We start from the raw sequence: 19,309 nt of genomic DNA, 5'->3' as shown, positions 1-19,309 counted from the left end.
TTATTTTATTTTTTCCAAATGATTGTCAGTCCATCGCGCAGCGGAAGGATCACCTTCTCCACCCGCTCGTCGTTTTTTATCTTCTCGTTGAACGCCAATATGCCTTGCGTTTGCTTGTCGGAAGCTATGGTTTCTTCGACTACCTTGCCGTCCCAAAGCGTATTATCCGCCAGGATAATGCCACCCGGGCGTATCAACGGGAATACAAGATCGTAATAATTTGTGTATAATCGCTTATCCGCGTCGATAAAAACCAGATCGTATGTCTCCTGTAGCCCGGGAATAATCTCCATGGCATCGCCGATATGCAGGCGTATCTTCTCGCTAAGAGGCGATTGGTCGAGGTATTTGCGGATGAAGTCTTCCATCTCATCGTTGATCTCGATCGTATCGACCCGTCCGTCTTCGGCTAGTCCTTCGGCCAGGCAAAGGGTGGCATATCCGGTGTAGGTGCCGATCTCGAGTACGCGTTTGGGGGAGAGCATCCGGCAGAACATTTTCAGTATCCGCCCCTGCAAATGCCCCGACAGCATGCGCGGACGGAGCAGATTTACGTTGGCATCGCGGCTGAGCGTGGCAAGAAGTTCACCCTCTGGGTCGCTATGGGATAAGATATACTCCTCGACGGTCATTTATGGATTCTCCGGCTTTTGCTCGTTTTCCTGAAAGGTCGGCAGCATATAAGCGCCTCCGGCATCCAATACCTTACCCACATTGTTGATCTCCAGGAAGGAGGTTCCGCCGCCTTCGCCGAAGCTACCGCTCAGGTAGGCCACCATATTGTTGCGTGTGATTTGTCCGCTCTTGATCAATTGCCCCAGGGCATCGAAGAAATAACCGCGTCGGCTATCGTTCCAGGGCTGATGAACAGCCCATACCCCGTAAGAGAGGGAGAGAAAACGCATCACCTGCGGGTTGTAACAGATCGCAAAAACCGTAGCGGCTCCGCGGAATGCCGCCAGATAGCGCGCCGTACGGCCGGAATGGCTGTCGGTGATAATCGCTTTTACATGTAGTTTATTGGATGACTTCACCGCCTGCTTGGCTAAGAAAGAGGTCACATCCAGGTCGCTGGATATAGGCACGCGGATATCGTTGCTGGCCATCTTGGTCTTTTCTGCTTCGCGCGCTACCTTGGTCATGGTTTGCACCGCTTCCAATGGATATTTGCCATAGGCCGTTTCGCCGCTGAGCATCAGGGCGTCGGTCCGGTAATAAATGGCATTGGCAATGTCGGTCACCTCCGCACGGGTGGGGCGTGGGTTGTTGATCATCGTATGGAGCATCTGTGTGGCTACGATCACCGGCTTTTTGGCTTCCACACACTTCTTGATCAGGACGCGCTGGATGCCCGGTATCTTCTCTGCTGCCACCTCGATACCCAGGTCACCCCGGGCGATCATAATGCCATATGCCACCTCCAGGATCTCATCGATATTGTCGACACCCTCCTGGTTTTCTATCTTGGCAATGATCTTGATCGGGCTGTTGTATTCGTCCAGGATATGTTGTATCTCTAACACATCATGGCGTGAACGAACGAATGAATGGGCAATGAAGTCCAGTTCGTTCTCGATCGCCCAACGGATATTCAATCGGTCTCTTTCCGTCAACGAAGGGAGATTAATGCGTACGCCCGGCACATTGACGCTTTTGCGGCTGTTCAGCGCGGCATCATTCAATACCTCGCACACGAGGTAGTTTTCTTTTTTGTCGATCACCTTCAGTTCCAGGTCGCCATCGTCGATCAGGATATCATCCCCTACGTGTATGTCATTGACAAAATTGCGGTAGGTCACGCAAATACATTCGCGGGTTGTTTCGCCCTCCGGGTCGCCGGTGATATGGATGGTTTCCCCTGTCTTCAAAGGGATCGGCTCTTTCAGGAAGGTAGTCCGTACTTCCGGCCCTTTGGTATCCATCAGGATACCGATGCGATCCGACACTTTACGCGTATTGGTAACGATTTTAGTCAGTCCTTCCGCCTGTAAGTGAGCCGTATTCAAACGCACTACGTTCATACCGGCTTTATAAAGCGATTCTATAAAATCAACCTCGCAACGTTGATCTGAAATGGTAGCTACAATCTTTGTATGCTTTAACATAATTATTCTAATTGATAATGGACAATTGATAATGGATAGTTAGCAATTGTCAATAAATAAAACCTATTTAAAACCTTTTTTCTATCTCTTCCTTATTATCAATTAACAATTATCAATTGTCAATTGTATTCATTGCTTCCAGCGCTAAACGATACGAATCCATTCCGAATCCCAGTATCACCCCCCGACAGGCGGCAGCCAACATCGATACATGACGATAAGACTCCCGTGCATGCACATTGGAGATATGTACTTCAACGACCGGAGCCGGTACCGATTTGATCGCGTCATGCAGCGCAATGGAGGTATGTGTATAGGCGCCGGCATTCAGGATGATACCGTCGAAATCAAAACCTACCTCCTGTATTTTATTGATTAATTCCCCCTCTATATTACTTTGGAACATATGGATCTCGCATTGAGGATATGCGTTGCGCAGTTTTGCCAGATAATCATCGAAAGACTGGTTCCCGTAGACATCGGGTTCGCGTTTGCCCAACAGATTAAGATTTGGGCCATTGATAATCTGAAACCTCTTCATATACTTATTTTTAGTATCTTTACACAAGATAAGACGCCGTGAAATGTGCGGCAAAGGTACATATTTTATTTCATAATCGTAAACAAGGTGAAGACATTACCGCAAGAGGATCAGATAATTCAAAAATACAATACCTACCTCAGGCTCGAGAAATCACTTTCTCCCAACTCTGTCGACGCGTATATGACCGATTTGGAGAAGCTATTGCGTTTTGCCCGGGAGGAGAAATTGAAACTATTGGATATCACATATAGTGATCTCCAACAGTTTGTCGCACGCTTGCATGATATAGGCATTCACCCCCGTTCGCAAGCACGTATCCTTTCCGGTGTACGTTCTTTCTACCATTTCCTGTTGCTCGAAGAATACTTAGAGAATGACCCAACGGAACTATTGGAATCGCCCAAGATTGGTATGAAAATACCGGAAGTTCTGACATTGAACGAAATCAACAGCCTGTTGGACACCATCGACCTCTCACTGCCTGAAGGTCAACGCAACCGGGCGATGCTGGAGGTGCTTTACAGCTGCGGATTGCGTGTTTCGGAACTGACCGGATTGCGCTATGCCGATGTCTATTTTGAGGAGGGTTTTATCAAGGTGGAGGGAAAGGGCAATAAACAACGGCTTGTACCTATCTCGGAGACGGCGTTGAAAGAGATTCGAAACTACCTGTACGACCGCAACCGCATCACCCCCAAAAAGGGACATGAAGAGATCCTTTTCCTGAGCCGCCGGGGAACCGCCCTTTCGCGTATCATGGTCTTCCATATTATCAAGCAGCAGGCGGAGATGGCGGGTATTCATAAGAACGTAAGTCCGCATACCTTCCGTCATTCATTCGCCACCCACCTACTGGAAGGTGGAGCCAATCTGCGTGCCATCCAGGAAATGCTCGGCCATGAAAAAATCACTACTACCGAAATCTATACCCATATCGACCGCGAATTCCTCCGCCGTGAGATCCTCGAACACCATCCGCGTAGCCGAAGATAAGGGAGTGATCACCTCGTTCTGTCTCACAACAACGAAAACAACATATCCACCTACTCCTTATCCTTCTTTTCAAAGAGAATGTCCTTGTCACAGGCAAACAGAAACGGCAATACCGTTAACAGAAATAGTAATCTTCTCCTAAATTAGTTCTACAGGGTCAAAAACAATCACCCTTCTTTCGACAGCGGATATTCGTCGAAGGCGTAAAGCTGGGTGGAGAGGTAGCGCTCACCGGTGTCGGGAAGTATGACCACGATATTTTTATTTTTGTTTCCTGGTAGCCGGGCTAATTGAAGGGCGGCATACACTGCAGCCCCTGAGGAGATACCGACTAAGAGACCTTCCGTTTGAGCCAGTTCGCGGCTGGTGAGGATAGCGTTGTCGCTTTCTACGCGGATGATTTCGTCTACGACTGCTCTGTTGAAGTTGTCAGGAATAAATCCGGCACCGATGCCTTGTATCTTGTGCGGACTCGGGGATCCACCCGACAGCACGGGCGACTCTGCCGGTTCAACGGCAATAACTTGTATGTCCGGATTCAATTCCTTGAGCCGTTTGCCTGCGCCGCTCACGGTACCGCCTGTCCCGACGCAGGCCACAAGGATATCGACCGTTCCGTTCGTATCCCGCCATATTTCTTCAGCAGTCGTCTTTTCGTGTATCGCAGGGTTGGCAGGATTCGCAAATTGCTGCAGGATAACGGAGCCGGGTGTCTCTTTCTGCAACAATTCGGCTTTTGCGATAGACCCTTTCATCCCCTCAGCGCCGGGAGTTAATACCAGGATAGCCCCCAAAGCCTTCAATAGATTACGCCGTTCGAGGCTCATCGTTTCCGGCATGGTCAGTATCAGGCGATACCCTTTCGACGCCGCCACAAAAGCCAGTCCGATTCCCGTATTTCCACTTGTCGGTTCGATAATAGTTGCGCCGGGAGCAAGCACCCCTTTCCGTTCGGCCTCTTCCACCATGGCCAGGGCAATGCGATCTTTCACACTACCCAACGGATTAAAATATTCCAACTTCCCTATCAGATGAGCCTCCACCATATGCCGTTTTTCAAAAGCCTGCAATTCCAACAAGGGGGTGTTGCCAACCAGTTCGGTCAGCTTTTTTACTATCTTTGCCATAATTTTTTCTTTTTATCGGTTCGTCATTTCTGTAACAAATGTAGAAGATAAATAAGAGATTCGAAAGAAAATGATGCTAAAGGCTGATAATTAAGGACTCCCGAAAACGAACAATTAGGGGGAATGATTGTTTATATTCGTGAGAAAAGAAAAAGTGTTCTGTGTGTTACCTAAATCAAAGTGTGTCAATAAGGGAAAAAATGTCTATAAAAACGAATATACTATATTGGTGTCTACTCCTGCTTTTTCCAGGGCATCTGTATTGTTCATCACTCAAAACGGATGACATAATACATGAACTGGAGACCTTGTCTCCCCACGAGCGCCTATCCTACCTGGCAGAGATAACTCAAGGGGATAAAATAGAAAAGGAGGTGATCGTTCTGTACAAAACAGAAGCGGAAAAGCAAGCCAATAAAGATCATTTCGAAAATGCCCTTTACCGGGAAGCCTATTATTACTATCCCGACAGTTTAGACGGCATTGTAGCGGTGCTTGGCGAATTAGAACCGTTGCTGTTAGAAAGCAAAAATATCCGCCGCTACTTCCAGGTGGAGATGTGGCACCTGCGTATACTGACCCGTACAGGCAAGAATCAACAGATGCTTTCCCTTGTTCAGCAATTAAAAAAGCGAAGCGAAGAGTTGCATTACCCCGAAGCAAACGAAATGATCGATCAGGAAATTGCTTATTTCTATCTGGCCAATAATATGCTCCGGGAGGCGGAAGAGCAATATATGGATGTGTTACAACGGTTTGAAAACCGCTCTGTTCCCATTTCATTGCAATTACCTGTATATATCAACCTCTTCTCCTGTGTGGAGAATAAGGAACGACAGCTGGAACTGATTCACCAGGCAGAGAGGATTGTCGAACAACTGAAGCAAGAGGGAGTAAAATATTTGGAAAACGAAAATCCGCTTTATCAATACGATATGTCCCTCGAGTGGAATTATGCCGAATGTCTTCTGGCAGACAATAAGGAGGATGAGGCATTGATACATATAAAGAACTATGAACGGGTATTATATGAGCAGGAAATGGACTCACACCTGCCTAATCTCTATCAGCTTTATGTGACCTATTATGTGGGAAAGAAAGACAATGAACACACCTTGTATTACTTAGAGAAAATAGAGGAGTATTGCCGGGAGAAAAAGATTATTTTCAATCTCTATTCATATCTTAAAACAAAAGCAGATCTGCTTGTCGAAATGGGACAATTGCGGGAGGCGCTGCATGTGAAAGATGAAATGATTCAGCTCAACGACACCCTGAACAAGACCAGCTATCATGAAAGCTTGGCCGCTATGCGGACGCGCCATGAAGTAGAACAATTGGAGTTGGAAAACCAACAGATGGAGATGGAGGCCCGGCAGAACAAGCTGCAAACCACCTTCCTGCTCTGTGGATGCATGCTATTGATCCTGCTGGTCTTAGCTCTTACCTATATGGTATGGGTGATAAACAAAAACAAAAAGATCCTGACGGAAGCAAAAGAAAAAGCCGAGGAGGCCGATAAAATGAAATCAGCCTTCCTGGCCAATATGAACCATGAGATCCGTACGCCGCTGAATGCGATCGTCGGCTTCTCGCAGGTGCTTATCGACGAAGAAGACCACAGCAACCGGGCTGAGTTCGCCCATATTATTGAACAAAACAATGAACTCTTGCAACGTCTGATCGGAGATGTATTGGATCTCTCTAAGATCGAATCCAACTCCATGTCGCTCATCAATTCCAAGCAGGATATTGCCCGAATCATGCACGAGATATACAATACCTTTTTATTGCGTATGCCACCCGGTGTGGAATTGATCCTCGACGAAACCTTCCCGTTAACGTTTCTGACAGACCGCAACCGCCTGGTGCAGGTAATCACCAATCTATTGACCAATGCCATAAAGCATACCCCCGAAGGACACATTCGCCTCGGTTATCGCCAAGAGGGCAACCGCGTTGTTTTCTATGTGGAAGATACAGGCGACGGAATCCCTAAAGAACAACAGAAACCGCTTCGTACAACTGAAGAACGGGAAAAAGGGTGTCGGATTGGGTCTTGCCATCTGCTATGGATTGGTCACCCGAATGGAAGGCGATATATGGGTAGAATCAGAAGAGGGAAAAGGCTCTGTATTCTACGTTTCTATCCCGATAAATCATTAAGAAGTTGTATATAATATCAAAAGCTCCCCTCCTTAAGCAAGGAAGGGAGCTTTTGATATATACGCTTTGTATTATTAAATATGCAACTGAATCCCTGCCGATACCGGATGAAGCGCAGGTCCCTTCTTATTTTCAAATAGCTCCATGGGGGAATACTTCAGGTAGATACCAATCCAGTCGAATCCCATCTGAAAGAGGAAGTCAACGGTTATCGGTTTGATATACAACCCATCATCAACCTTTTGTTTCACCTTCTTATCGTTCTCATTGCGGTATTCTATCCGTGAAGTGGCCGCCGTATTGATCACGCCCACCGCGCCTGCCGAGATAAAGAAATCACTATGTCTTCTCACCGGCTGCCATTCCAATAAAAGAGGGATGGTCAGGCTCGTCGTGTTCAACCGGCTTTTGGTATAATGAATACCCTCAGGTGCTGCTTCGAGGATTGTTTTTCCGTCTAAGCGTTTGAAATGCTTATTATCATCTAAGCGATAACGGTTCCAACGGATCCCAACCCCGGTCACCAAGGCCCAGCCATATCTTCTCGACAAGCGGAAGTCGTACTCGAAGAAGTTGAGATTCAATTCCCAAGACTTATTGCTGCGCAACGACACGCCACTGATATCATTCACATGCAGGTCGGCATCGGCAAAGTTGGCAAAGCCCAGATTGATACCCGCCCAGTGGGGATCTATTCCATAATTGTACCACTTGGGAAGAGGTATCGTGATGGATTTCGCCTGTTTACGCCTTTCATAACTCTGTCCGTCTTTGTAGTGCCCTTCAAACACCAGTTCGTCTTCCACATAATTGCCCTGTCCGGTTCGGTCGTACACCCGCACCTTCATACGCTCTTCGTTTTCACGGATCTCAATTTTTTTCCCTTCGATAAAGAGTGTCGTGTCGGGAGAAACAACGCCTGTTGCCGACAGCCCAAAAGGAATGGCTACGGCCATGATCAAAAATAATTTTTTCATTGCTGTTTTATTTTTTGTTTGTTATAAATCACTTCCCCTAAACAGGAGGGTAATCAAATCATCGCTGTCGAGATCCCCTTCGATATAGACCAGGTTAATCTCACCCTTTTTATTCACATTGAAAAGGATATAGCGGTTCATATCCTCCCGTACGACCGGTAGTTGGTAATAGGCCGAGACGATACCCCCATCATCGGTCACCTCTTTTATCTTGCGGGCACCCTTTTGATCGGCCTCCAGGCAGCGACGGATGAAGCGTAAGGCGTCGGGGTCGTTCTTGATCTTGATACTCTTATAGTGAGCCATGCCGTAGGTCTCCAGCATCTCCATAGAAAGCTCTACCATCGTCACATTCTTTTTCTTGCCATAACGCTGGAACACCTCTTGTATCCGCAGGTCTTTCTGCATTTCCTTGCCATGGACCTCCGCGGGGAAAGCTAGGCAAACAAATAATAGGCAGGTGATTGTACTGATAATCCGTTTCATTATATTTTCGTTTTTAATTTATTCCTCTTCGTCAAAAAGACTTCGCAAGTCGTTTAGTTGTTCTTCGATGATCCGACGATCCACCTCATCCCGATCGAGTGCGGGAATCAATTCATCCGGTGTGGTCGCCACCTCTTCCAATGCCCTGAAGGCATGTTCGCGGATGGTCTTTACATCGGTATAACAGCGTCCGTTGATGATCACATAGTTGTCCGAACAGTAGCGCCGCCCTTCGGAAAAGAAGATCTGTCCGATGCCGAGCAATAATAATACAGCGGCCGCGATGCCTGAAACCATATAATAGACCTTGCGCCGCGCTGACCGTTCTGCGACTGCCGGGACAACCGCCTCTTCCTTTTCCTCTTTTCGGGCTATCTCTTCATCGAAATAGGCAAAAAGTGGCTGGTAAGGCGCGAGATGTTCCGCTACCGGTCCCGAAGAGAAGAAGGTGCGCAGCTCCTTTTCTTCGGCAGCTGTGGTCTCCCCTTCGAAATATTTTTCTAATAAATCATCTATTCTCATAATGGTTGTATGTATGTATTGCCAAATAATGTTCCCTGACTTTCTTCCTGGCCCGGGATAGGTTGGAGCGAACCGCTTCGATCTGTGTCCCGGTGATGTCGGCTATCTCTGCCAGTTCATACCCTTCGACATCTTTCATGCGGATAATCGTTTGTTGCAGATTGGGTAGCTGTTCGATCAATCGGCGTATGCAGGCGACCGCATCCTGCTGTTCCAATAACAGTGCCGGGTTGCGCGTTTCCGTTTCTATGCGCAATAGATCCTGTTCATCCCCCTGGGGTTTGCGGAGTTTGATCTTGTCGAGCGTCAGGTTTTTTGTCATCGTGACGGCCAATGCTTCGACACTCCGGTATTGATCCAACGCATCGCGCATCTGCCAGAGTTTCAGGAACACCTCCTGAACCACATCTTCGGCATCGGCTTCATTCTCTATCAGCCGGAGCGAGATATGCAACAATCTTTCCCGAAGGGATACTACTGTTTCTTTAAACGCGTCGAGTTCCATCCTATCCATAAGACGACAGAGTGGGGAAAGTATAACATGGGGATTGCTTTTTTCTGGAATGGGGAGGAAGGGAGAAGCCCGAAAGGGCTTTAATGTTGATAACCCCGGGTGTCAACCCGGGGTGGGTGTCCATCCAACTCAAAGTAACCCCGAAGCGGGTTGAACCCACTTCGGGGTTCAGAGAGAAGAGTGATCCGCTACCCCGGGTTGCACCCGGGGTTATCCATATTTTACCCCTGACGGGGTAATGACTTGTAATTTGTAATTTAGAACTCGTAGGCTTTTGATACACCCTCTTCATTTTCCCTGTGGCGGATAGTCGAGTGTGTAGTGAAGCCCGCGGCTCTCTTTGCGATCCATCGCCTGGCGCATGATCAGGTAACCGGTATTCACCATATTACGCAATTCGCAGATCTCTTTCGAGGCAACAGACCGCTTGAAGAGGCTTTCGGTTTCTTCATAAATAATGTCTAAGCGATCCCAAGCACGCTTCAGGCGCAGGTCGGAACGCACAATCCCGACATACGAACTCATGATCTGCCCCACCTCTTTGGCGCTTTGGGTGATCAGGATCATCTCTTCGGGTGATTGCACCCCCTCGTCGTTCCAGGCTGGAATATCTTCCTGATAAGCGTATTGATCTAAGAAATGAGTGCTGTGTTTAGCAGCCGCATCGGCATAGACCACCGCTTCGATCAATGAATTGGACGCTAAACGATTGCCGCCATGAAGCCCTGTGCAGGAACATTCGCCTACGGCATAGAGGCGCTTGATGGAAGAGCAGCCGTCGAGATCGACCAGTATGCCACCGCAGAGGTAATGAGCCGCCGGAGCCACCGGAATATATTCTTTGGTGATATCGATGCCATAGGAAAGGCATTTTTCATAAATCGTGGGGAAATGCTTTTTCGTCTCTTCCGCCTCTTTGTGGGTGACGTCTAAGTAGACAAAATCATCGCCCCGGTTCTTCATCTCGTTGTCGATGGCGCGCGCCACAATATCACGCGGAGCCAACGACAGGCGTTCGTCGTATTTCTGCATAAACTCCTGCCCGTCCTGTGTGCGAAGCACGGCTCCGTAGCCACGCATCGCCTCGGTGATCAGGAACGAGGGGCGATCGCCCGGATGATAGAACGCCGTGGGGTGGAACTGCACAAATTCCATATCTTTCACCGTTCCCTTGGCACGGTAGACCATCGCAATCCCGTCGCCGGTAGCCACCAGCGGGTTGGTGGTCGTCTGATAAACAGCGCCGATCCCTCCGGTCGCCATCAGGGTCACTTTGGAAAGGAAGGTGTCGATACGTCCGGATGCCAGATCCATAATGTAGGCGCCGTAGCAGGCGATATCGGGTGTTTGGCGGGTCACGGTGGCGCCCAGATGATGTTGTGTCAGTATCTCGATGGCAAAATAATTCTCGAACACATCGATATTGGGATGGCGTTGGATGGCTTCGATCAGGCTGTCCTGTATCTCCGCCCCGGTATTGTCTTTATGGTGAAGGATGCGAAATTCCGAGTGCCCCCCTTCGCGGTGGAGGTCGAAGTTGCCTTTTTCGTCTTTGTCGAAATCGACTCCCCAGCTAATCAGTTCCTTGATCTGGGCAGGAGCTTCGCGCACCACCTTCTCGACAGCCGCCCGATCGCTCAACCAGTCGCCTGCGATTAGGGTGTCTTCTATATGTTTTTCGAAATTATCGACAATCAGGTTGGTCACCGAAGCAACGCCCCCCTGGGCAAAATAGGTATTGGCCTCCTCCAAACCCGATTTACAAATAAGCGCTACTTTCCCTTTATGAGCCACTTTCAGGGCAAAACTCATACCGGCAATGCCGGAACCTATCACGAGGAAGTCATATTTGTGTACCATCTCTGTTTTGATTTTGGCCTCAAAGGTAGGAATTAATCTTTAGCAGAGAATTCAAAAGCGAATAGTTATTGAAGAGGGGTTATAGCGATTCAGGTATTCCGTAATAATGTAAATAAACGTTAATTTACCCGTTTTCAACAAAACCCCCAATTTACGATTTGTAATTTCAGCGGGACTTTGCGCGCAAAAACGAGGGACTTCGGAGACAAACTCCCGGGATAAACACTTTTTAACGTATGGATTTGTAAGTAAAACAGGCGTTTTGCTTACAATCGCGATTTTAACATTTCCGGAGGGTGAGGTGCGAGAACAGGCGGTAGGATCTTCAAATCGGAAAGAATTTGAAGATGTTTCAGGAAAATCCCGAAAGGGATTTAATTCCTAATAACCCCCAGTGAAGAGAGCAGAGCGAACGACTGGGGGTATGCATAAAAGGATCTAACATCTCATGAACCCGAAAAGGGTTCAATTGTTTAATTCAACACCTTTCGGCGTTGGTTTGTTTCTACATTCGCTCACCCCCCAGTCGTTCGCTTCGCTCTCTTCACTGGGGGTTATTAGGAGTTCAACGCCTGTGGGCATACCCTTTTTATCTTCACACATTACATTATCTGAAGATCCTATTTCCTATTTCCTTCAATTCTCACTATATTTGTGTGAAGATAATAACAGAAAAAGATGATAGTCTATAATACGACCTTCCATATAGAGAAAGAGGTGCTGGAGGAGGCTCTTTTGCACCTCCGGAAGATATACATCCCACAAGCGGCTGCCAGCGGTTTCCTCCATTCCCCCTGTTTGCGCCGGGTGATACAGAGGAGTGATGAGGGGGAAGGCGAGAGTTACTCCGTTCAGTTTCATGTGAAAAATATAGAAACCCTGCACTATTGGTTGGAAGGGGAAGGCAATCGGTTGCACCAAAAACTGATCGAACGTTTTGGCAGCAAGATAGTCGGCTTTACCACCCTGTTGGATGAAATAGACTGGGCGCATGAGTAAGGAACGCATCATATTAGGCATCGACCCGGGAACGATTGTGATGGGATACGGCTTACTGAAGGTGACCGGCAACCGTCCACAACTGATCGTGATGGGGGTGCTTCAGCTTAATAAATACGACGACCATTACCTGCGGTTGCGTAAGATATTCGAACGCGTATCGGCGCTTATTGAAGAGTATCACCCCGACGAACTGGCTATCGAAGCGCCGTTTTTCGGGAAAAATGTACAGAGTATGCTGAAGCTGGGCCGCGCGCAGGGCGTAGCCATGGCGGCTGCCCTGGCGAAGGATATTCCTATTTTTGAATATGCCCCGCTGAAAATAAAGATGGCTATTACCGGCAATGGGAAAGCCGCCAAAGAGCAGGTGGCGGCTATGTTGCAACGAATCCTGCATATCCCCAACGAATCGATGATTGCTGAATTGGATGCGACCGATGGCCTGGCAGCGGCTGTCTGCCATTACCTTCAGGCCAACAACCCGGTTTCCGATAAGAAATATACCGGTTGGAAAGATTATATCGCCCGAAACCCCGGGAAGGTAAAATGAGTTGATTTCTGTTACTTTTCAGTAGTTTACTGAAATAATTCCCTTCAAATGGTGCAATCCAAAATATTTTAGTTTAATTTGTGGATTAATATTATCGGGAATTATCCCTTTTTCTAAACGTGATTGAATATGAAGGACACTCTGGACACTAATTTGCCAAACGAAGAAGGCAAGTTGGAAGATGCTAAGGCTCCGGTCGAAATGACGGAAAATAGTAAAGAAGAAACAACAGAAGTAAAAGAGATCGAAGAGACAAAACCTGAAGACACTCAGGAGACTGCTGTAGTAGAAACAACGGAAGAAGCAACCCCTGCTCCTGCGGAGGAAGAGGTGGCGGAGGCTCCTGTAGAAGAGGCGCCGGTTTCCGCAGAAGAAGTAGCTCCTGCTCCCGAAGAAAAAGAAGAGGAGGCTCCTGTGGCAGAAGCGGTAGCGGCAGAGGAGGTTCCGGTCAAATCGATAGACCAGTTGTCGAAAGAGGAGATCCTCGAACGATTGAGTACGCTGGTAGAAGATGCTGTTGAAAAATCACGTGCGGAAATAGAATCACTCAAACAGGCTTATTATAAATTGCGTCGTGCCGAAATCGATGAATTGAAGAAGGTATTCATCGAAGGAGGAGGCGAAGAGGCTGAGTTTAAAGCGCCGGAAGACGAAACGGAAGCGAAGCTGAAAGAGCTGTTGGCTACCTATCGGGAAAAACGCGCCGGCCAGTTGGCAGAGGAAGAACGTCAGAAAGAGGCCAATTACGCCCTGAAACTGCAGATGATCGACCAATTGAAAGCGTTGACCGAAAGCCAGGACGACTTCAATAAGCTCTATAATGAGTTTAAAGATATCCAGCAACGTTGGAAAGAGGTGAAGAATGTCCCCCAGGAACATGCCAACGAACTCTGGAAAAGCTATCAGCTGCATAGCGAAAAATTCTATGATATCATCAAGATAAACAATCAGTTCCGCGATTACGACTTCAAGAAGAACATGGAACTGAAAACCGCTCTTTGCGAAACGGTTGAGAAGTTGCAGGAAGAAACCGATGTGATCTCTGCCTTCCATCAGTTGCAGAAGCTGCACCAACAATGGCGTGAGATCGGGCCGGTGGCCAAAGAGTTGCGCGAAGAGGTATGGGGACGCTTTAAGGCGGCTTCTACCGTGATCAACAAACGTCACCAGGATCATTTTGAAAAGCTGAAAGCCAAAGAACAGGAAAACCTGGATGCGAAGACCGCTATCTGCGAAGAGATCGAAAGCATTGACTACGAGCTATTGAAGACCTTCAAGGACTGGGAAGCGAAAAACAAGGAGGTGATCGCGCTCCAGGATAAATGGAAAGCAATTGGCTTTGCTCCGAAAAAATTCAATGTGAAGATATTCGAGCGTTTCCGCGCTGCCTGTGATGTCTATTTCCAGAAGAAAGGGGAATTCTACAAGGGCGTCAAAGACGACATGGAGAAGAACCTGGAAGAGAAGAAAGCGCTTTGCGAACAGGCAGAGGCGTTGAAAGACAATACAGATTGGAAGGAAACTACCGATAAGATGATCGCTTTGCAGAAGGAATGGAAGAAGATCGGGCCGGTAGCCCGCAAACATTCCGATGCGGTTTGGAAGCGCTTTATCACGGCTTGTGACTATTTCTTCGAACAGAAGAATAAGAATGTCGTATCGCAAAAGAGCGTTGAACAGGCTAACCTGGCTGCCAAGAAAGAATTGATCGAGAAGATCAACACACTGGATGCAGCGATGGCAGAAGAGGAGGCGCTGACGCAATTGCGCGAATATATGGCGGAATGGAACAATATCGGTTTCGTGCCGTTCAAGGAAAAAGACAAGATCTACAAAGAATACCACGAAGCAGTCGATAAACATTTCGACCGTCTGAAGGTGGACAAAAACGATCGGAAGATGCAGTCGTTCCGCAATACATTGAGCGATATCTCTACCGGCGAACGGGGAAAGAACAAATTGTATGGCGAACGTGAGAAGCTGATGCGCATCTACGACCGGATGAAAAACGAGTTGCAGACTTACGAAAACAATATCGGCTTTTTGAGCGTTTCCTCAAAAGGCGGAGGCGGTCTGTTGAAAGAGATGGAGCGCAAGATCGAGAAGCTGAAAGAAGAAATGGAATTCACCATTAAAAAGATTGAAGCCATCGACGAAAACCTGGATTGACACCGCCGATCGTCCGTCTCTCCACCTGTTTAACCCGGGCTATGAACCGGGGCTTCTTCCCGGAAGTCAATATTATATGGCACCCAAAAACGTGTGCCGTATGCGGGAAGAGTTGGCCTTGTTGCCCTTGTGGTATGCAGAAGAATATGATTACGTTTGGATAGAACATAGTGGCTCGTTGGATTTTCTGGCCGGATTACCGGCAGAGTGTTTCCGGCGAGCCACTCCTGTTTCCCGCCGTGACTGGGAAGGCGCGACTTCGCTGCCGCCTCTTCAAGCAGCGCCCTGGGGTCTTTCTTCGCAGAGTATTCATTTTTTGGAAGAACTTGCCGAGGTGCCCGGCAGGGATCTCGTCGTACCGCCCTGGCAGGAGGCCTATGCTACTCTTGCCAAACGGCAGACGGCTGCCCATTGTTTGGATAAAATGCGGCAGCGAGCCAGGCAGCCTTTGCCCGAAATACCCTGTTTCTTATCTTCCGTGGAGGAATTGAAAGCGTATATTACTACCCATACGCCGCCTTTTGTACTCAAGATGCCTCTCTCCTCTTCGGGGCGCGGACTACTGCGATTAGACGACACCATCCCGGAAAAAGAGGGGGAATGGATAAGCGGAGCCCTCCGCAAACAGGGCAGTATCAGCATTGAAAAGCGCTTTCAGAAGGTCAGGGATTTTGCCTTGGAGTATCAGTTGGATGCCACCGGAGGCATTGTTTACCACGGCATATCCCTCTTTGAAACGGCCGGTTGGAAGACCTATTGTGGCAATCTGTTGGCCGGACAGGCGGAGATGGAGGGAGAAATAGCCGACCTTGTGGGCAGAGAGGCGTTGGAAGAGATCAAAACCATTACCCCGGAGGTGTTGCAAGAGCTGTTTGGTGGCGTGTACGCCGGTTACCTGGGTGTCGATATGATGGTCTATACAGACGAAGAAGGCAATCATCGCATCCACCCTTGTGTGGAGATCAATATGCGTTATACGATGGGCATGGTCGCGATCCGCCTGGCAGAACGCCTGGTCGATCCTTCGGCCAAGGGTATTTTTCGGGTCGTTTACGATCCGGATGCCTGGCAGCATCACCAGGAAATGGAGCGTTCCTTCCCCCTGAAATGGAAAAGCGGAAGTATCCTGTCTGGATATCTCCCGCTTACTCCGGTTATTTCCTCAACCCGTTACCGGGCGTTTGTCCTTATCTTACCTGCTTGATAATATCCAGTGCGTAGCGGCACAAGGTGGAGATCTTATCCCATTCGCCGGCGGCAATCACCTCTTTGGGGAAGAGATTCGAGCCCATACCTACACAGGTCACACCCGCTTTCATCCAGGCTGTCAGGTTTTCTTCGGTAGGTTCAACCCCTCCCGTTACCATCAGCATCGACCAAGGGATCGGCGCCTTCACATTTTTCACGAAAGAGGGACCGCCTACATTGCCCGCGGGGAATATTTTGCATACATCACAACCCACTTCCTGCGCGAAACCAATCTCGCTAACCGATCCACATCCCGGAATATAAGGGATCAGGCGGCGGTTACACACCTTCGCGATCTCCGGATTAAACAGCGGACCAACGATGAAATTGGCACCCAACTGCAGATACAACGCAGCCGTAGCCGGATCGACTATAGAGCCGATACCCAGGATCATCTCCGGACATTCTTTCTGTGCATACTTGACAAGGGCGGCAAAAACATCCTGCGCAAAATCACCGCGGTTGGTAAACTCAAACACACGTACCCCGCCCGCGTAACAAGCTTTCAATACCTGTTGCGCAATCTCGATATCCGCATGATAGAACACAGGCACCATACCTGTGGAACGCATCGCTTCAAGCGTCTGCAATTTATTAAATTTAGCCATACTATCTTAATTATGAATTGTGAATTATGAATTATGAATTGAGAAGGAAACCCTCATAATTCATAATTAATAATTCATAATTCGCATTTATGCGTTTTATCGTGAAACGCGGCCGGAGCCGTCGCCTGCCATTAGTTTTTCTACTTCGTCAACAGTCACCTGATTGTAATCGCCATAGATTGTATGCTTCAGACAAGAGGCTGCCACGGCAAATTCCAACGCTTTCTGGTTGTCGTTCGGCCAGGTGATCAAGCCATAGATCAAGCCACCCATGAAAGAGTCGCCACCCCCTACGCGGTCAACGATATGGGTGATGTCGTAACGTTTCGACTGATAGAGCGTTTTGTCGGCATAAAGTACGCCACCCCAGGTGTTATGGTTGGCATTGATCGCACCACGCAGGGTGATAATCACCTTCTTAGCCCGTGGGAAACGTTTCTGCATCTGTTCGCAAACCGATTCAAACTCGGCTGCGTTCACCTCTCCGTGCGTGGCTGTTACGTCGAATCCTTCCGGTTTGATGCCAAATACCTTCTCGCAATCTTCTTCATTTCCCAATACCACATCGCAACATTCCACCAATGCCGGCATCACGTCAGAAGCTGTTTTGCCATATTTCCAAAGGTTTTTGCGGTAGTTGATGTCGCAGCTTACCGGCACACCCAAACGATTAGCCGCCTGAGCCGCTTCCAGACATACGTCGGCAGCGCCCTGCGAGATAGCCGGTGTGATACCGGTCCAGTGGAACCAAGAGGCATTTTTCAACACCTCGTCCCAGTTGATCATACCCGGTTCGATCTGTGAGATAGATGAATAGGCACGGTCGTACACCACTTTACTGGCGCGAGCCACCGCTCCTGTTTCTAAGAAATAGATACCCAAACGATCGCCTCCGTAGACAATGCGGTCGGTTCCTACGCCATATTTGCGCAGATCCTGTACGCAGGCACGGGCAATATCATTCTTCGGAAGACGGGTAACAAACTCCACCGGCAGGCCATAGTTGGCTAATGACACGGCAACATTCGCTTCTCCTCCTCCAAAAGTAGCATTCAGTTTATCCGTTTGATTGAAACGGAGGTAGTCGGGAGTTGCCAGGCGCAACATGATCTCCCCAAAAGTGACAACTTTCTTTTCCATTCTATTTGTTCTATTAGTTGTAAGTAACCAAGCTATTGAAACAGCCAGGCCATGCGGAACCACGCTGTTTCAAGGTGCAAATGTAATTATTTTATTTTTTTGTATCTAACTACTTGTTCAACTCCATCGACTTGGCAATCCCCATTTCCAGGCCACGCAACTCGGCCAAGCCGCGCAGACGCCCTATACAGGAATAGCCCGGGTTGGTCTTTTTATGCAGATCGTCGATCATCAGGTGGCCATGATCCGGACGCATCACAATGCTACGGCCCTCTTTCTGTTCTACTTCCAACAGGGCTTTCATCACACCATACATATCAACATCGCCTTCCAGATGGTTGGCTTCAAAGAAGTCGCCCTCTTCGTTGCCTTTCGTGCTGCGGAAATGAACGAAATAGATGCGTTCGCCCCAACGGGTGATCATGCCTGCCAGGTCGTTATCGGCGCGTACGCCATAGGAACCTGTGCAAAGACAAAGGCCATTGCTCTTATTAGGCACTGCCTCCACGATCCGGCGAAAATCATCCTCCGTGCTCAATATACGTGGCAATCCGAGGATCGGATAAGGGGGATCGTCGGGGTGGATCACCAACACAACGCCAGCCTCATCGGCTACCGGAGCAATCTCACGTAGGAAATAGATCAGGTTGGCACGTAGTTGTTCCGCGTCGATGTCCTGATAGCGGTCGAGTGCTTCCTGAAATTGTTCCACCGTGAAACTCTCTTCCGATCCCGGCAGTCCGGCAATGATGTTGCGGGTGAGCAGTTGTTTGTCGGCATCCGTCATCTGGTCGAAACGAGCTTTAGCCTTCGCCTTTTCGGCATCGGTATATTCTGCTTCCGCACCGGGGCGTTTCAGGATAAACAGGTCGAACGCCATGAAAGCCGCCCGTTCGAAGCGGAGCGCTTTCGATCCGTCGGGCATCTCATAGAGTAGATCTGTACGTGTCCAGTCCAGGACAGGCATAAAGTTGTAGGTCACCACATCGATCCCGCACTTGCCTAAGTTCCGAAGACTCTCTTTGTAGTTGTCGATGTATTTTTGGAAGTCACCCGTTTGGGTTTTGATATGTTCATGAACAGGCACGCTTTCAACAGCGACCCATTTCAAACCATAGGCTTCGACCTCCTGTTTGCGTTTCATGATTTCTTCTACCGTCCAAACCTCTCCGTTCGGAATATGATGAAGGGCGGTTACGATACCGGTTGCCCCGGCCTGGCAAATATCGGCTAAGCTAACGGGATCATTCGGCCCGTACCACCGCCAGGATTGTTCACATAGAAACATGGTGATTATAAAT

The 19,309-nt window shown here is 48.5% G+C and carries 18 protein-coding genes and 1 pseudogene; 7 read left to right on the top strand and 12 right to left on the bottom strand.

Annotation, left to right across the window (positions count from 1 at the left end; translation table 11 throughout):
* Nucleotides 1-5 precede the first annotated feature (5 nt).
* From M2137_RS12895 to aroQ, 3 genes are all read right to left on the bottom strand, one after another.
* Complete coding sequence (locus M2137_RS12895; protein WP_280766857.1) at nt 6-632, bottom strand: O-methyltransferase; 627 nt, start codon at nt 630-632, stop codon at nt 6-8.
* On the bottom strand, nt 633-2,108 hold the full coding sequence (gene pyk / locus M2137_RS12890) for a pyruvate kinase (RefSeq protein ID WP_280766887.1): 1,476 nt from the start codon (nt 2,106-2,108) through the stop codon (nt 633-635).
* A 109-nt stretch (nt 2,109-2,217) separates the two neighbouring features.
* Nucleotides 2,218-2,646 carry a type II 3-dehydroquinate dehydratase gene (gene aroQ / locus M2137_RS12885; RefSeq protein WP_280766856.1) on the bottom strand — a complete coding sequence of 143 codons (429 nt, stop codon included), beginning with the start codon at nt 2,644-2,646 and terminating at the stop codon, nt 2,218-2,220.
* 87 nt (nt 2,647-2,733) lie between these two features.
* Between aroQ and xerD the strand changes: the two genes are divergently transcribed.
* Entirely contained in the window at nt 2,734-3,642 is a 909-nt protein-coding gene (xerD, locus tag M2137_RS12880; protein WP_280766855.1) for a site-specific tyrosine recombinase XerD, read from the top strand.
* Nucleotides 3,643-3,809: 167 nt separating this feature from the next.
* Here xerD and cysK read toward each other — a convergent pair whose 3' ends face one another.
* On the bottom strand, nt 3,810-4,769 hold the full coding sequence (gene cysK / locus M2137_RS12875; protein ID WP_280766854.1) for a cysteine synthase A: 960 nt from the start codon (nt 4,767-4,769) through the stop codon (nt 3,810-3,812).
* A gap of 200 nt (nt 4,770-4,969) precedes the next feature.
* Between cysK and M2137_RS14835 the strand changes: the two are divergent.
* A pseudogene (locus tag M2137_RS14835) lies at nt 4,970-6,733 on the top strand (HAMP domain-containing sensor histidine kinase); the annotation flags it as partial.
* Nucleotides 6,734-6,737: 4 nt separating this feature from the next.
* Nucleotides 6,738-6,935, top strand: coding sequence for a HAMP domain-containing sensor histidine kinase (locus M2137_RS12865; protein WP_280766886.1), 198 nt, complete (start codon nt 6,738-6,740; stop codon nt 6,933-6,935).
* A 74-nt stretch (nt 6,936-7,009) separates the two neighbouring features.
* On the opposite strand, the gene M2137_RS12860 is transcribed toward M2137_RS12865, so the two are convergent.
* From M2137_RS12860 to nadB, 5 genes are all read right to left on the bottom strand, one after another.
* Nucleotides 7,010-7,912, bottom strand: coding sequence for an outer membrane beta-barrel protein (locus tag M2137_RS12860; protein ID WP_280766853.1), 903 nt, complete (start codon nt 7,910-7,912; stop codon nt 7,010-7,012).
* A gap of 21 nt (nt 7,913-7,933) precedes the next feature.
* Nucleotides 7,934-8,398 (bottom strand): hypothetical protein, encoded by a 465-nt coding sequence (locus M2137_RS12855; protein WP_280766852.1) that lies wholly within the window; start codon nt 8,396-8,398, stop codon nt 7,934-7,936.
* Between the two features lie 18 nt (nt 8,399-8,416).
* Nucleotides 8,417-8,920, bottom strand: a complete 504-nt coding sequence (locus M2137_RS12850) for a hypothetical protein (RefSeq protein WP_280766851.1) — start codon at nt 8,918-8,920, stop codon at nt 8,417-8,419.
* On the bottom strand, nt 8,907-9,425 hold the full coding sequence (locus M2137_RS12845) for a sigma-70 family RNA polymerase sigma factor (protein ID WP_280766885.1): 519 nt from the start codon (nt 9,423-9,425) through the stop codon (nt 8,907-8,909). Before M2137_RS12845 ends, M2137_RS12850 begins: the two co-directional genes overlap by 14 nt.
* Nucleotides 9,426-9,722: 297 nt before the next feature.
* Nucleotides 9,723-11,294, bottom strand: a complete 1,572-nt coding sequence (nadB, locus tag M2137_RS12840) for an L-aspartate oxidase (RefSeq protein WP_280766850.1) — start codon at nt 11,292-11,294, stop codon at nt 9,723-9,725.
* A gap of 678 nt (nt 11,295-11,972) precedes the next feature.
* On the opposite strand from nadB, the gene M2137_RS12835 reads away from it, so the two are divergent.
* The 4 genes from M2137_RS12835 to M2137_RS12820 all read left to right on the top strand — a co-directional run bounded on the left by M2137_RS12835 (nt 11,973) and on the right by M2137_RS12820 (nt 16,216).
* Nucleotides 11,973-12,293 carry a DUF4286 family protein gene (locus tag M2137_RS12835; protein ID WP_280766849.1) on the top strand — a complete coding sequence of 107 codons (321 nt, stop codon included), beginning with the start codon at nt 11,973-11,975 and terminating at the stop codon, nt 12,291-12,293.
* Nucleotides 12,286-12,843, top strand: coding sequence for a crossover junction endodeoxyribonuclease RuvC (gene ruvC, locus M2137_RS12830; protein WP_280766848.1), 558 nt, complete (start codon nt 12,286-12,288; stop codon nt 12,841-12,843). The genes M2137_RS12835 and ruvC overlap by 8 nt, the downstream gene beginning before the upstream one ends.
* A 129-nt stretch (nt 12,844-12,972) precedes the next feature.
* Nucleotides 12,973-15,012 carry a DUF349 domain-containing protein gene (locus M2137_RS12825; protein ID WP_280766847.1) on the top strand — a complete coding sequence of 680 codons (2,040 nt, stop codon included), beginning with the start codon at nt 12,973-12,975 and terminating at the stop codon, nt 15,010-15,012.
* On the top strand, nt 14,984-16,216 hold the full coding sequence (locus tag M2137_RS12820) for a hypothetical protein (protein WP_280766846.1): 1,233 nt from the start codon (nt 14,984-14,986) through the stop codon (nt 16,214-16,216). The genes M2137_RS12825 and M2137_RS12820 overlap by 29 nt, the downstream gene beginning before the upstream one ends.
* Here the strand turns inward: M2137_RS12820 and M2137_RS12815 are convergent.
* The 3 genes from M2137_RS12815 to uxuA all read right to left on the bottom strand — a co-directional run bounded on the left by M2137_RS12815 (nt 16,200) and on the right by uxuA (nt 19,296).
* On the bottom strand, nt 16,200-16,868 hold the full coding sequence (locus M2137_RS12815; protein ID WP_280766845.1) for a bifunctional 4-hydroxy-2-oxoglutarate aldolase/2-dehydro-3-deoxy-phosphogluconate aldolase: 669 nt from the start codon (nt 16,866-16,868) through the stop codon (nt 16,200-16,202). The genes M2137_RS12820 and M2137_RS12815 overlap by 17 nt on opposite strands.
* A 96-nt stretch (nt 16,869-16,964) precedes the next feature.
* Nucleotides 16,965-18,008: a sugar kinase gene (locus M2137_RS12810; protein ID WP_280766844.1), complete on the bottom strand. Its 1,044-nt coding sequence runs from the start codon at nt 18,006-18,008 to the stop codon at nt 16,965-16,967.
* A 109-nt stretch (nt 18,009-18,117) separates the two neighbouring features.
* Complete coding sequence (gene uxuA, locus M2137_RS12805; protein ID WP_280766843.1) at nt 18,118-19,296, bottom strand: mannonate dehydratase; 1,179 nt, start codon at nt 19,294-19,296, stop codon at nt 18,118-18,120.
* Nucleotides 19,297-19,309: the final 13 nt, after the last annotated feature.

The organism is Parabacteroides sp. PFB2-10 (assembly GCF_029893085.1).
In the GTDB taxonomy this organism is placed as follows: Bacteria; Bacteroidota; Bacteroidia; order Bacteroidales; family Tannerellaceae; genus QVMG01.
Note: the sequence above shows the minus strand (reverse complement) of the source record. Positions and strands in the feature narration are given on the sequence as shown.

Coding starts and splice junctions, on each gene's coding strand:
- M2137_RS12895 (WP_280766857.1), bottom strand. CDS start 632: ATGACCGTCGAGGAGTATATCTTATCCCATAGCGACCCAGAGGGTGAA.
- aroQ (WP_280766856.1), bottom strand. CDS start 2,646: ATGAAGAGGTTTCAGATTATCAATGGCCCAAATCTTAATCTGTTGGGC.
- cysK (WP_280766854.1), bottom strand. CDS start 4,769: ATGGCAAAGATAGTAAAAAAGCTGACCGAACTGGTTGGCAACACCCCC.
- M2137_RS12865 (WP_280766886.1), top strand. CDS start 6,738: ATGTGGAAGATACAGGCGACGGAATCCCTAAAGAACAACAGAAACCGC.
- M2137_RS12860 (WP_280766853.1), bottom strand. CDS start 7,912: ATGAAAAAATTATTTTTGATCATGGCCGTAGCCATTCCTTTTGGGCTG.
- M2137_RS12855 (WP_280766852.1), bottom strand. CDS start 8,398: ATGAAACGGATTATCAGTACAATCACCTGCCTATTATTTGTTTGCCTA.
- M2137_RS12850 (WP_280766851.1), bottom strand. CDS start 8,920: ATGAGAATAGATGATTTATTAGAAAAATATTTCGAAGGGGAGACCACA.
- M2137_RS12845 (WP_280766885.1), bottom strand. CDS start 9,425: ATGGAACTCGACGCGTTTAAAGAAACAGTAGTATCCCTTCGGGAAAGA.
- nadB (WP_280766850.1), bottom strand. CDS start 11,294: ATGGTACACAAATATGACTTCCTCGTGATAGGTTCCGGCATTGCCGGT.
- M2137_RS12835 (WP_280766849.1), top strand. CDS start 11,973: ATGATAGTCTATAATACGACCTTCCATATAGAGAAAGAGGTGCTGGAG.
- ruvC (WP_280766848.1), top strand. CDS start 12,286: ATGAGTAAGGAACGCATCATATTAGGCATCGACCCGGGAACGATTGTG.
- M2137_RS12825 (WP_280766847.1), top strand. CDS start 12,973: ATGAAGGACACTCTGGACACTAATTTGCCAAACGAAGAAGGCAAGTTG.
- M2137_RS12815 (WP_280766845.1), bottom strand. CDS start 16,868: ATGGCTAAATTTAATAAATTGCAGACGCTTGAAGCGATGCGTTCCACA.
- M2137_RS12810 (WP_280766844.1), bottom strand. CDS start 18,008: ATGGAAAAGAAAGTTGTCACTTTTGGGGAGATCATGTTGCGCCTGGCA.
- uxuA (WP_280766843.1), bottom strand. CDS start 19,296: ATGTTTCTATGTGAACAATCCTGGCGGTGGTACGGGCCGAATGATCCC.